This window comes from Pseudonocardia sp. WMMC193 (assembly GCF_021728735.1).
GTDB classification, from domain to species: Bacteria; Actinomycetota; Actinomycetes; order Mycobacteriales; family Pseudonocardiaceae; genus Pseudonocardia; species Pseudonocardia oroxyli.
Genome location: NZ_JAKKDO010000001.1, coordinates 99,778 through 113,453, shown reverse-complemented (window position 1 = coordinate 113,453; position 13,676 = coordinate 99,778). Strand labels below are relative to the sequence as shown.

At 65.9% G+C, this 13,676-nt stretch carries 7 protein-coding genes; 2 read left to right on the top strand and 5 right to left on the bottom strand.

Going from position 1 to position 13,676, the window contains the following annotated elements; genetic code table 11:
• Window positions 1–425 precede the first annotated feature (425 nt).
• Entirely contained in the window at window positions 426–5,321 is a 4,896-nt protein-coding gene (locus L3X23_RS00500) for a DEAD/DEAH box helicase (protein ID WP_237189970.1), read from the bottom strand.
• A 252-nt stretch (window positions 5,322–5,573) separates the two neighbouring features.
• Here L3X23_RS00500 and L3X23_RS00495 point away from each other — a divergent pair, with 252 nt between their 5' ends.
• Together L3X23_RS00495 and L3X23_RS00490 are read left to right on the top strand one after the other, a co-directional pair.
• A complete protein-coding gene (locus tag L3X23_RS00495; protein ID WP_237189969.1) occupies window positions 5,574–6,014 on the top strand; it encodes an MmpS family transport accessory protein in 441 nt (146 codons plus the stop codon).
• 47 nt (window positions 6,015–6,061) lie between these two features.
• Window positions 6,062–6,529, top strand: coding sequence for a helix-turn-helix domain-containing protein (locus L3X23_RS00490; protein WP_237189968.1), 468 nt, complete (start codon window positions 6,062–6,064; stop codon window positions 6,527–6,529).
• Between the two features lie 29 nt (window positions 6,530–6,558).
• Here the strand turns inward: L3X23_RS00490 and L3X23_RS00485 are convergent, their stop codons facing one another.
• The 4 genes from L3X23_RS00485 to L3X23_RS00470 form a co-directional block, all read right to left on the bottom strand.
• Window positions 6,559–7,767 (bottom strand): MFS transporter, encoded by a 1,209-nt coding sequence (locus tag L3X23_RS00485; protein WP_308116847.1) that lies wholly within the window; start codon window positions 7,765–7,767, stop codon window positions 6,559–6,561.
• A gap of 70 nt (window positions 7,768–7,837) precedes the next feature.
• Window positions 7,838–9,184 (bottom strand): GGDEF domain-containing protein, encoded by a 1,347-nt coding sequence (locus tag L3X23_RS35925; RefSeq protein WP_237190048.1) that lies wholly within the window; start codon window positions 9,182–9,184, stop codon window positions 7,838–7,840.
• A 694-nt stretch (window positions 9,185–9,878) separates the two neighbouring features.
• Window positions 9,879–11,732: a prolyl oligopeptidase family serine peptidase gene (locus tag L3X23_RS00475; RefSeq protein ID WP_237190047.1), complete on the bottom strand. Its 1,854-nt coding sequence runs from the start codon at window positions 11,730–11,732 to the stop codon at window positions 9,879–9,881.
• 214 nt (window positions 11,733–11,946) lie between these two features.
• A complete protein-coding gene (locus L3X23_RS00470; protein WP_237190046.1) occupies window positions 11,947–13,593 on the bottom strand; it encodes a DUF6545 domain-containing protein in 1,647 nt (548 codons plus the stop codon).
• Between the last annotated feature and the right edge of the window lie 83 nt (window positions 13,594–13,676).

Here is a 13,676-nt window from a genome sequence, read left to right as displayed (position 1 = left end):
CGCTCGGCTCTAGCTCTGAGCCGAGCTGGCTCTTCTCCAGGGATCAGCTCGTGCTGAGCTGGCGTCGCGACCCGAGCGGCGCCGATGAGAGCCTCGACATCGATCTGCGCTTGCATGACTCGGCGTTCGATCCACACCCACTGAGACCTGTACCGCTCTGACTCGTCGAGGGACTCGAGACCTGCGAGAAGTGCCTGGACGTCGTGCCTCAGCTTCGCGATCTGGCGACGGCCGAGACGAGCCCTTGCCGGGTCGAGGGTAGTGATGCTGCCCTCGAGCTGGTCCAGCGTGGCCCACGCAGCCGCATGGTTGAAGGTCGGCCGTGCCGCACCCTGCCTTGCTCGCCGCTGAGGAGCGGCACGCTTCCGCCCACCCACACTGATCAATTCGCGGAGGTGAGTCATGACGTTACGTCGACGACCGACCTAGCCGTTCTGGTCGTCGAGCCCGTCCACGATCTTCATCGTTTCCACCGCTACGGTGGTGACCCGCTGGATGAGCGACACGATGGAGCGAGGGTCGTTGTGCTCGTCGCACCAATCGTTGGGATCGTTGACGATGCCCGAAGCCTTGTCGGGCTTACGCCGCTGATAGCGATCGATGATCCAGCCGAGGGCGCTTCGTGGGCCCAGATGATAACGCTCTGCCTCCGCTGGGATACCTGCAATAGTAACTACGGAGTTGTAGGTTATCGCCGAGAAGTCATCCTTCTTCTTCCACTTGAGCTTCGTCAGTCGCCACGTTTCTCTATCATTCGGATCGACGCCGGGCTTCAATTGGATGTCAAGAGGATAGGGATCGACTGACTCGTAGTTCACATGGAGATCGGCAAGTGCTCGACCCGCACGAGAGAGGGTATCGAACCGCTCGACGGACGAGGGAACAGGGATTCGTGGCAGGATTTTTCGTAGGTCTGCCCCATAGGTCAGGCGATAGCTGGGAGCGTGCAGCAGGCCGTAAATGTAGTAGAAGATGTCGTCCTTGTTGACCAGGCCGATCTCGCGCGTATACAAGCCTTGGATCTCATCAGTAATGTTGTCGACGCGGACATAGCCGTATTCGTCAACAGTCTGCGCGTCGAGGTCGAGGTCGAGCGCACCCTCATCGTGTTCTACCTTCTTGAAGGTCCAGCGGGGGAAGAACTGCGCAGTGTCCAGCATGTGCAGGTTCGGCAACAAGTCGGTCATGAATGGCGTGAAGGCGTAGTGGGATGCGGGCCCCGTCAGCACGATGCCGATATTCGCATGATGCCGGGTCGGGAACATTGAAGGCAACTGGTAGAGCATAGCATTCAAGTCACGATGGAAATACGTGACCTGTGGAGTGAACGGGCGATAGGATCCCAGAATGACTGCGTCAGGATCAAACTCATAACGTACTCCCCGAGCCAGATCCTGTCTAGCGTTCCGGTTCCAGTTGATTTTAGTGGAATCGGTGTGGACGAACTCGTCGACTGACCCCTTCCGGTCCGTAACGCCGTGCTCCTCACACCAGGTCGAGAAGTCCTCGGCTTGGCTGTTGTAGAAGTCGATGGTGCGCTGCACGTTGGATGTGAGCTCGGTCCGGGAGAAGTTGTAGCACCAAGCGTCTCTACCGGTAGCCAGTCCGAGGGAGTAGTTCGAGAACACGCGCAGGCCGCCAGTCTTGCTACCGAGCGCAGGCCAACGACCGAACTCGTCGTTTCGCTGGTTCGCCCAGTCTCCATTCGCGTTGGGAACGATGAGCTCGGGCTCCATCGACATGACGCTTAAGGCGGCCTTGAGTTCCTCAACCTTCTCTGCTGACGTAGTGAAATCACCGACTTGCTTGTAGTGAATGCGCGCTGGGCCTGGCCGGTCGGGGTCGCGGACGAGCACGACGATCGCGACAGTTGCGATCGATCCTCCTCGGTTTCTGGCGAAGGCCTCCCAGATCGGCCGTCCCTCGGCGCCGCCGGCGCGGCGATTTCCTCTCAGGTTGTAGACGTAGATGTCACTGAATTCGTCGGCGAGACTAAGCCGCATACCGTCGGCGGTGTTGGACTCCAGCCACCCCCCGTTGGTGACATAGGCAATGATGCCGCGTTCTTTTATTCGGAGACTGGCCCACTTGATGGCTCGAATATAGGAGTCGTAGAGTGTGCGCTGGCTACGTGCAGTGGATCGTTCGGCATAGGTCTCGCGAATTGCTGCATCGAGGCCAGGATACTTCTGATTCTGATTGTTGTCATTTGCCGACTCTTGACCGACCGACCACGGCGGGTTACCGACGATGACCTGAATATCCAGGGCCTTGAGGCGATCGAGGCGCTCGTTGTTCTCAGGGAAGACGTTCAGGTCCGTGCGGTCGTCTTCCTCCCAGGACTGGAATGTATCTGTGAGGACCAGGCCAGGGAACGGCTCATATGACCGCTTCTCGCCAGCAGCTCCGGCAACAGCCTCACTGAAAGTAGTTTCAATGTTGACGGCAGCAATATAGTAGGCCAGCAACATGATTTCGTTTGCGTGCAGCTCATGGCTGTACTTGCGAATCAGGTCTGCTGGCTGGATGAAGCCGGATTGCATGAGGCGCGTGAGAAACGTCCCGGTTCCCGTGAACCCGTCGAGGATGTGGACCCCTTCGTCTGTCAGCCCGTATCCAAAATGATGACGAAGAACATCTTCGGCTGAGCGGAGGATGAAGTCGACGATCTCGACGGGGGTGTAAACGATTCCCAGCGCAGCGGCCTGTCGGGCGAAACCGATGGTGAAGAACCTGTCGTACAGATCTGCGATGACCTGTTGTTTTCCTTCCAGGCTCGTGACCTCAGCTGCGCGGATCCGAACCGAGTTGTAGAAGCCTTCCAGGTGGGCGGTCTCCGCGCCGAGGCCTGCGTCCCCGAGCCGGGCGAGCATGGACTCCATGACCTGCGAGACGGGGTTGTGGGCCGCGAACTCGTGGCTGGCGAACAACGCGTCAAAGACTGGCTTGGTGATGAGGTGCTGGGCCAGCATGCTGATTGCGTCGGCCGGGGTGATGGAGTCGTTGAGGTTATCCCTCAGGCCCTGGAGGAACTGTTCGAAGCCGGTCGCGACGTTGTGATCGGCGCCGTCGAGCAAAGCGCTGATGCGGGTGATCAGGGCGGAGGCGATGTCGGCGACGTCTCGGGCCCAGTCTTCCCAATAGGTGCGGCTGCCGACTTTGTCGACGATCCGAGCGAAGATCGCCTCTTGCCATTCCGAGAGCGAGAACAGCGCCATCTGTGTAGCGAGTTGGGCCCCAGCGTCTACGGGATCTGTTGCCTGCGTGGCGTTGGTGGAATCCTGGCTTGCGAGGGTCTCGGTGGCATCGCTGGTGGCCCCGATGTGGCCTCCGAGGATGACGTCGCTTCCTTGCCCCTTCTCAGCGCCTGGCTGGGTGGCGTTCAGCGCGATGGAGTTGACCATGGCGTTGAAGCGGTCGTCATGGGCACGCAGCGCGTTGAGTACCTGCCAGACCACCTTGAACCGCCGATTGTCCGAGAGCGCCTGGGATGGAGAGACGCCCGCAGGGACTGCGACAGGAAGGATGATGTAGCCGTAGTCCTTGTCCTTGGACTTGCGCATGACCCGGCCGACGGACTGGACCACATCGACGACGCTGGAGCGCGGGTGCAGGAAGAGCACAGCGTCCAGGGCTGGGACATCGACGCCTTCTGACAGGCATCGTGCGTTGGTCAGGATCCGGCACTCGCCCTCGGGGACAGGCGCCTTGAGCCAGCGCAGCTTCTCGTTGCGTTTCAGGGCGTTGAAGGTGCCGTCGACGTGGTCGACCTCGCAGGAGAGGTCGACGTTGGTCGTGTTGACCTCGCTGCCGTCATTCTCGGACTCGGCGAGCAAGTCACGGTAGGCGTCGACGACACGGGGGAACAGCTCAGCGACCTTCTTCGAGGAAGCGATGTCCTGGGCGAAGGCAACCGCTCGACGCATCGGGAGAGCCCCGGTCGGGAAGCCGCTGCCGTCGGGGGCGCGCCCGGCCCGTTTCGCGAGCCCGTTCCAGCAACCGACGATCTTTGTAGCGTCGTCGAGACGCAGCTCCCCGCCGCTGCCGGCGAACTGAGCCTGCAGGGGCGCCGCGACCAGCTCCTCGTCGACGGTGAGGACGAGGACCTTGTAGTCGGTGAGCAGGCCTCGCTCGACCGCCTCGCCGAAGGACAGCCGGTGGAACTCCGGGCCGTAGACGGCCTCATCGTCCATTGAGGCAAGCTCCGCGGAGACCTCGTCTGCCTTGGCCTTCACGTTCTCGTCGAAGATCCGCGGAGTGGCGGTCATGTAGAGCCGGCGGGTGGCACGCAGGAAGTCGGCGTCGTGGACGCGGACGAAGTTGGACTCGTCCGCCCCGGCCACAGTGACCCCGGTCGTGCGGTGGGCCTCGTCGCAGATGACCAGGTCGAACGGGTCCACGCCCTGCTTCTGCGCGCCGGACACGACGGGCAGGGACTGGTAGGTCGTGAACACCACGGTGAGACCCTTGGCCCGCTTGCGGTGCGCCATCTCCTGGGTGAGTCGCTCCGGGCTGGTGGTGACCGGGATGGCGACGTCGTGGGTGTCGATGTCCTCGGCGGCGCGGGAGACCTTGGTGTCGGAGCAGACAGCGAAGGCGCGCAGGTCGAGCTGGGTTTGAGCAGTCCACTCGCGCAGGGTCTGCGAGAGCAGTGAGATGGATGGGACCGCGAACAGGATCCGCGCGGAGCCGCCGTTCTCGGCGGCGGCGCGTTCGGCGATCTTCAGCGCGGTGAAGGTCTTCCCGGTGCCGCACGCCATGATCAGCTTGCCGCGGTCGTGGCCGGCTGCGAAGCCGGCGAAGACCCTGTCGATGGCCTGCTTCTGGTGCTCGCGGGGCTCGTGCCGTCGGGCCTCGGACAGCTCGATCGTCAGGCCTTCCGCGGGCCAGGCGATGTCCCAGTCGACGGGGGAGTCGGCGATCTCGGCGAGTCCGATGCGCTGTACCGGCAGGGTCTGGTCCTCGAGGGCGTCCTCGGCGTTCTTCCCCCACTTGTCGGTGGTGGAGATGATGATGCGGTTGGTGAACGGCTTCTTCCCGGACGCGGTGAAGAACGAGTCGATGTCGCTCTTGGCCAGCGTTGTGGTCGGCTCGTAGAACTTGCACTGCACTGCCGTGTACTCGCCCGTGTCTCGGGCCCGGGCGACGAGGTCGATCCCGGTGTCTGCCTTGCCGTCGCGCCCAGGCCAGTCGATCCAGCGCGACACCTCGTCGTACTGCTGGGAGAGCAGCGGGTCGAGCTGGAAGTAGCGCACCATGAGCTGCTCGAACTTGGTGCCGCGCTCGGAGTTCGTCGGCTCCTGCCGCAGCGCCTCGATCACCTCGTGGATCGACCCCATACTCGTGCTCGCCCCCTTCTACCAGGCTCGCCCCGACGCGGGCCTGCCCCAGCGGGAGCCTACGGCGGGGACTGAGCGGGGATGATCTGGCTGCTGCATACAGAGATTGTTGCGTCGGGCGTCAGGGCTACAACGGCGCGCGGCGGCGAGCTCCCAGGCGAACTGGAGCCTCCCAAATGCCGGATCGGGTGGATTACCAGATCAGATGTCCCAAGCCGTCTGATAATCACCACCGTGAACCAGCGCCTCGTGAATGTGGCCGGGTGGACTGTCGGGGCGATCTGCGTGCTCGTGGTGTTGATTTGGCTGGTCATCCCGGCACTCACAGCACCGAAGATGACCTCCGGTGGCACGCCCATCGCCGAGACGTCAGCCAACTCGGTCACCTATGAAGTGACCGGGCCGAGCACCGCAGTCGAGGTCAGCACCCGCGAGCGCAGCGACGACCTGGGGGTGTTCGACTATCCCGATGTCTCGCTGCCATGGCGAAAGACGGTCATGCTGCCTGCCCCCACCGAGGACGGCACCTCTCTCGTCCAGGTGAACGCGACACGGCACTGGCTCGAGGACGAGATCAGATGTCGGGTCATCGCCGACGGCGAGGTCATCTCTGAGGACACAGCTGGCGGCTCCAACTACAGCGTCATGTGCCGCGTCGCGGTGAAACAGAGATGACGCCGGCATCCATCCAGGAGCAGAGGACTCGCAGGGTCGTTCCGGGGGTGGCGAAGCCGATCAGGAGGGCGCAGAAGATGTTGGACGGCAACGCTCCGCATCAGCGGACGTTGAGCGCGAAGATCAGCCATCTGTTCGAGATGGTCCGTGCGGAGGACGGGCGCAAGCTCACCGTCAAGCAGGCTGTCGCGCTGATCCGCGAGGCCGGCGCCGAGGTGTCTGAGAGCCACCTCTCGGAGCTGCGCCGCGGGGTCAAGGACAACCCGACGATCCGCGTTCTGGAAGCCCTGGCGGGCGTCTTCCAGGTCCCGGTCGCGTACCTCCTCCGGGACGAGCCCGACGTTGTCGCTCTGGTCGACTCAAGGCTGGAGCTGCGGGAAGCCATGCGGCAGGCCAAGGTCTCGCACATCTCCCACGCCCCGGACGCGGGCATGAGCCCGGACCAGCAGATCGAGCTCAACAGGTTCTTGACACGGCTCATCCGCGAGGAGGTGGTGAAGCAAGCACGCGAATGATCGGCGCCCGCGATAGTCCCTGACCTGCCTCATCGGGAGTCGTCCTCGGTCGCCTCGCGACGAAGTGCGCGGCCCCCGCGGCTCATCGCGACCACGAGCAGCCCGAGGACGGTTCCTGCCCCGACGACGGACACGGCGACCGTGGGCGAGAGCTCCTCGGCGACCAGGCCGCCGACGAGAACCCCGACGCCCTGTGCAGCGACCAGTCCTGATGCCGCGAGCCCGGTCGCGCGGCCGCGAACCGCGGCAGGAGCAGCGCGTACGAAGCTCGCCTGGGCCTGCACCAGACTCGCGGCGAAGAACCCTCCGGTCACCACCCACAGCGGGATCGCAACCCAGATGTTCGGGGCGAGGGCGGTGAAGATCAGAGGGATTCCTGCGACGACAGCACAGGGGACGATGGCACGCTCCCGGCGCTCAGGAGAGATCCAGCGGGTGGAGGCGAAGGCTCCGAGAACGCTGCCTGCAGGGATTGAGGCCATGAGCAGCCCGAGCGCGAGCGGCCCGGCGTCGTACATGCTGGCGATGGGGACTGCGAGCCCTTCGGGAGCGATGTAGCAAGCGCCCAGCCAGATGACAATGACTAGCGTCCGAAGTGCACGATCACCGAACACGACGTGCAGGCCTTCACGGATCTTCGTGGTCCAGCCCTCCCCCGCATCCTCCTGCTCGCTCACAGGCGCGGGCCGGGGCCTGACCAGTGCCCAGAGGAGTCCCGCGGACACCGCGAAGGTCAGGGCGTTGACCAACAGCGCGACGCGCGCATCGATGAGGGCAAGGAGCGCTCCGCCCCCGACGAAGCCGACGATCTGGGCGGTCTGATTGGTGATCTGCCGGACGGCGAACCCGCGCTCGAGGAGGTCTCCCGGCAGGACCTCGGGCAGCAGGGCGCCCTGCGCGGAGGTGTGCGGGGTGGCGAGCAGGACGGTGACGACGATCAGGGCGCCGAGCGCGACAAGGGGAATCCCCGGGATGGCCATCGGGACGATCAGAAGGACGCGCAGGAGGTCGCTGGCGATCATCACCCGCCGCCGGGGGTAGCGATCGGCGACCCAGCCCAGCAGGACTCCCCCGAGAAGAGCCGGGAAGAAGGTGAGTGCGTAGACGAGTGCTGACCACGCCGCGGAACCGGTGCGCTCGTAGACGATGACGGAGAACGCGATGCGGGCGAGCTGATCACCGACGATCGACACGAGCTCGGCAGACCACAACCCGGTGAACTCGCGGACTCTGAACACCGCCGTGAGCCGTCGGCCCTCTGTCGTCTGTCGTCGTGCCAAGGCGTCCCCCGATGTGCCTCGTTGCTGGTCAGATGGCCTCGTCGGTGAAGTGCTGGCTGCCCCTCCCCTTCTTCCGTGCTCGGTCCAGAGCGACCTCGGCCGCCTCGAGGACTGCGGTGGCCGTTCGTCCGTTTCGGGGGGCCTCGGCGACGCCGATGGTCACGGTGAGCGCCACAGTAAGAGGCCCGTCGGGCGTGTGCAGAAGTACTGGTCGGCGGGCGACGGCGCTCTGGATCCGCATCGCCAACGAACGGCCGTCCGTGTCGGGCACGACGAGAGCGAACATCGACTCTCCGAACCAGCCGACTGCGTCGCGCCTGGTTGTGACATCGAGGATCGCCTCGGCGACCACCCTGAGCGCGTCCGTGTTGAGCTCGCGCCCGTAGGTCTTCTCGATCTCAGTGCCCTGGTCCAGCTCGACGACCAGGGCAGCGGACACGCCGGTGTGCTGGTTGGTTCGCGACAGCAGGTGCTTGGCCTGCTTGTACCAGGCAGCGGCGTTGTGCAGGCCGACGCGTTCGTCGATGCCTGCCTGGGCGGCGAGCTGCCAGTCCAGGATGGCCCACTGCAGGAGCAGTGTGGCGGGTAGCGCCACAACGAGCCCCAGCAGGCCGAACAGCGTCACCACGACCGCGAAGAAGGTCCCGACGACGAGAGTCGCCAGCTCGACAGCCACTTCGCTGCCCCGCCCGACGACCGCCCGCACTGTCGCCTCCGGCGTCGCGAGCACGATCACGGCGACGATGAGCGAGGAGTTCACCAGCGTGTAGAGCACCGCGCTGGCGGGCAGGAGCATCAGCCCCCAGCCCGCAACAAGGCTCGGCGGGCTCGTCAGCCGAAGCAAGAGCCCGACCGCCTGGACGGAGAGCAGCACGGTCGAGGTGCTGTAGAGCTGGCGGTAGATCGGGGTGCGGCTTGGCCGCAGCACGCGAGCATGGACATAGGCGTAGGTGGCCAGGACGACACCGCAGGCGATCGCTGTGGGCAAGATGAGGGCGCTGGAGAACGTCCACACCGAGGTGAGGTCGATGTGCCTGACCGGCGTGACTTTGCGGCGGGTGCGCTCGCCCCAGCGCGCGATCTCCGTATGGACGATCCCTCCGACGACGAGCATGAGGGCGGTGAGCCCGTCCGCCCATGTCGGCGGCGGGCCGACCATCGCGTTGGCGATCAGGCCGAGGACCGCGACGAGCTCCGCGGTGACGATGAGGGCGAGCGCCCGGGGGGGCATCCTCCAGAGCGCCCAGGCGGACGGGGAGCCCGTTCGGTCTCGCCTGGCAGCGGCTGCCACCCCTTCACCCTCCAGCTTCCCGTGAAGCCTTCGGCAGCTTCCGCACGCCAACGGTAGCGGCACAGGTTCGAAACGCTGTGCCACAGGAACGTCACACGTTCGAGGTCATCGGCCGTCTCCTTGGGTGAATCCCTGTCGTTTACCGAGCGACACGGGGCCGATGCGCTGGCGCCCCGTCCGCGATCGGGGAGGCTGAATGCTCGACGAACGCATCGCAGAAACCGACCGAATCAACGCGCCCGAGTCACCCGTTCGTGCGTGTCACTCCATTTGTCACGAGTAACTCATTGCAGAACGTGACCGTTCATCTGGCGCTCGACGTTAGGCCGTTCGGCCCAAGATTCTTCCCGAGTTGGTCTATGTGCCAGGACGGGGTCGAGGCGTGAAGCTATGTGCAGCATCCAGCAACGAGCCGCCGGAGACGCGCCTACACACCCGCTGACTAGGGCAGATGCTGCGACAGCCCGGGTCGCGGCGGCAGCCGCCGACACGATGGCGATCGCTCAGCAACGAAGGGAGTAAACGATGCGCAACTGGACCTGGCCGTAGGTAATCGACATCCATCGCCCGAATCCCCCGCTGCTCTCCGGCGGACGATCTGAGTTTGGAGGCCATCGTGCGCAACTGGACCTGGTAATCCCCGCTCCTGTCATTTCCTGACAAACCCGAACAGGAGATCCGCGATGCGCAACTGGACCTGGTGACCACCCCCCACGCCCAGCCACACCCCGACCACCCCGAGCAGGAGACCCGCGATGCGCAACTGGACCTGGTGAGCTCAGCCCCCGGAGAGCACGTGCGACTGCGCGAACGCGATGCCCGCCGCGGTGAACTTCTCGACGGTCTCGTTGACGGTCGGGCCGTGCCCGGCGTCGTCCCTGCAGACGTGGGGCCGCTGGCCCCTCGCCTCGAGCACCCGCAGGTAGTTGTCGATCTGTCTGATCGGGCACCGCGGGTCGTTAGCACCCGCGAGGACGAGGACGGGAGCCTCGACCTGCTGGCTGTAGGTGATCGGAGACGAGTCCGCGTAGCGCTGCGGTAGGTCCTCCGGGGACCCCCCGAACAGCGCGCGGTCCATGGCCTTGAACGGCGGGGCCTCGTCCTCGTAGGCCGTGACGTAGTCGGCGATCGGAACACCGGCGATACCGGCGGCCCAGCGCTCAGGCTGTGTCCCGACGGCGAGCAGCGAGAGGTAGCCGCCCCAGGAGAAGCCGACGACGAGTGAACGCGGCCGGTCTGAGATCCCCTGCGCGTCACACCAGTCCTGCACCGCGGCGAGGTCCTCGAGTTCAGTGAGCCCAGGCCTGCCGATGATGGCGTCCCGCCAAGCCTGGCCGTAGCCGCTAGACCCGCGGTAGTTGAGGTTCACGACGACGAATCCCGCGTCGATCCAGGCCGCGCGCATCGCGTCGTACCTGTCCTCGTCGGCCATGTGCGGGCCACCGTGGAGATAGAAGACGGTCGGCTGTGGGCCGTCGGCGAGGTTCTCGGGCCGCGAGATGAAGGTGTGGATCCTCCCGCCCGGGCCGTCGATCCAGACATCCTCGACCGGCACGGACGACGGGCCGACCGCGTCGCCGGCGTCGAGCAGGCGCTCGTCGTCCTGGCCGTCGCAACGTCGGATGGCGGAAGGGTGGGCGGCGGAGGACCAGCCGTACTCCACGCTGCCGTCGGGACGGGCCTGGGCTGCGGAGATGCACCCGGGTGTTGTCGGCAGCTTCTCGAGGTCGCCCGAGGCGAGCTCGTACCGGTGCAGCTGCCCTCGACCGGCGTGGTTCTGGACGATCAGCAGCGCCCGACCGTCCGGATACCAGCTTCCGCTGAGCTCACCAGGGAGTTCGATCTCCAGCGGTGTCTGGGTTCCCGTGCCGACGTCCCAGAGGAGAAGCTCAGGCCTGCCGTTGCGCTCGTGCTGCACGAGCAGTCGCTGGTCGCCCGCGGTGGGTGCCCAGCCGAGTGGGTTCAGCGGCTTGCCCTCATCGCGCTGCTCGGCGACAGAGGTTCCGTCCGGGCTCAGCACCCGGATTCCGGGATTGCGGGAGTCGCCGTGCTCGGCGTGCCGGAAGGCGACGAGGGTCTCGTCACGGGACAGGCAGTCGAGCATGCCGTCCTCGTGCGCGTAGATCCGTCGAGCGTCCTCGCCCGGCTTGCCAGCCCAGATGCCGAAGCCGTCGTCGTCGTTGATGATGCCGACCACCGCGGTCGTCAGACCGACGCAGATGCCGGAGGGATACCCGTCGGGGATCCCTGCGAGCGCGGGCTCCGCGGCGCCCTCGCCAGCGCTGAAGGACTCCCGCATCCAGTGACCGAACTCGTCGCCGTCGGTGTCTGCGAACCACCACACGTGCTCGCCGTCGGCGCTGATCGCAGCCTCGACGGTGCCTTTGGGCCGGTCGGTCACCTGGCGGTGCTCTGCGCGGCTGCGGTCCCACACGTAGACCTCGTAGGTCCCGCTGCCGTTGCTGGCATAGACGCTGCGGCTCGGGTCATCGAGCGCTGACGCGGGCAGGGTCATACGCGCCGACCGGATCCGGGCCCGCCAGCCGCGTTCCAGGGCCGGGTCATCGAACAGGGCGGCGGGGACCGCGAGGTCGATGCCGGGCTTGTGCTCCTCGGGGGCGCGGTCGCTCATGCTGCTCTCTTCAGGTCGCTGGCGGTCCGTGGGCTCGCGGAGTGGGGTCGGCCGGGTCTGTTGGGGTGTGGCCGCATCTCCCGAGGTGTGCACCGCGCGGCGGCACGGCCACTGCTCGCTCCAGAATGCGAGTCGAGATCAATGATCGCTGGGCTGGTCACCGTGAAGCGCTCCTCTGAAGGTGTGAGTCGCTGTGAGATGCAGACGGGTCGGGTCATGCCGGGGCCTTCTCGGGTTCGGGCGGACGAGCGGCGTGCTCGTCGAGGAAGCTGCGGATCAGCCTGCGACGTCGCAGTGCTCTCGCCACTGACTCCAGGAACTTCGCTTCTTCGGCGAGGTCGCCGAGGGTCGTGTCGCGGGCGTCTTCGACGATGACGAGCTGCTCGGTGGCTGCCCCTGGCCGCGCTGCTCGCTCGAACGCGCAGGCGAGCCAGCATGCCTCTGCCGTTGCTTCCACCTGGTGCTTCCTGCCGGGCCGGCTGTGGCACCGGGTCGCGAAGTCGACGGCGTGATCGACTACGTGATCGTCGATCACGCCGAGCAGGGTCCAGGAGGCGTCTCTGAGCATGATCACACGCTGGTAGAGGCGCGCTTGGAGCTGTGCCGGCCGGAGTCGCCGCGCGTCCTGCCAGCGGTTCTGTTCGACTCCTTGCCGCCACTGAGGTGCGGCCTCCCCGAGGAACGCTGCCAGTGGGCGTAGCCGCCGGTAGCTCACGTAGGACCTGGCCAGCCGCCGCAGCGGGCGCGAGACATCGACCGCTGCCCTCGCTGCGACGCCCGTCGCGGCGATGACCGGACCGCTGACGATGATGAGCGACACCGCGGTGAGGTTCGCCCTCTGTGTCGAGTCCGTCAGCCCACCGCCCAAAAGGAGGGCTGCCTGAAGGAGTCCACCGACGCCTGCGGTCAAGAGGCCGAAGGCGATGAGGATCGCAGCGAGGCGATCCGTTCGGCGCCTGATGTAGCCGAGGAACGGCATCGTGTTCGCGGCCAGCATCGCAGCGCTGAGGCCGACCGCAACCGTCGTGACCACGACGAGGGCTGCCACCTCGGTCTGCGCCAGAGTCTCTGGGCGGGGCTCCTCGACGGACGGCGCCTCGCCGATCACGATCTGGCACAGAGCGATCAGCAGTCCTGCAGCGGTAGGGGGCACTCCCACGATCCATGACATCGGGGCGGCACGCCTCGCGAGTGCGAACAGCAAGGTGCCGGCGAGGCCGGCGAACAGGAACGGCAGCAACGTCGCGGCGTACGGGAGCCCGTGCGTGCTTCGGCCGATCAGGTCTGCCATCGCGGGGAGCGAGCAGAGTCCCGCGAGGACGATCGATGCAAGGAGCGGGAGAACGACGGGGCGAGCCCCGCGTTTGAGCAGCACGTCGATGGTTCGGTCGGCGTTGAGCTGGACGTCCGAGGTCGTCGCCCACCGCGGCGGCGGAGGCTCCCGCCAGGAGCCCAGGAGCACGGCCGCCATGGCGTCCGCCTCCTGCTCCTGCGCGTCCGTCCCGCCGGCGTTGCCGGGCCGGTTGTGGCCGAGGATCTGGTGGGCGAGCTCGTGCAGTTTGTTGTGGCTCTGGTGAAGCGAGGAGTGCGAGTCGATGTAGTAGACGGCGTACTTGTCCGGCCGCAGGACCGAGAGCCCACAGATGCTGCTCCGTGCGCCCGCAGGTTGCTGGATGGGCGTCATGTGGATGCGGCGCCCCTCGTGGCGCTCGAGTCGGGCGATGAACGTGTCGAGGTCGAAGGGTCCCGATGTGAGGAGGTCCTTCTCGGTCAGGACCTGGACGCAGTGCTGCAGCGCCTCGGACCACGCCGGCAGTGCCTCCCCCTGTTCACCCGCTGCATGTGCCACCGTTCGGCCCATCTCAGGATCCCCCGAACTTCCGAATACGCGGAAAGCTACAGTGGATCTTCCGGTGATCTTGAGCACCTGCCGTCGGGGGAGTG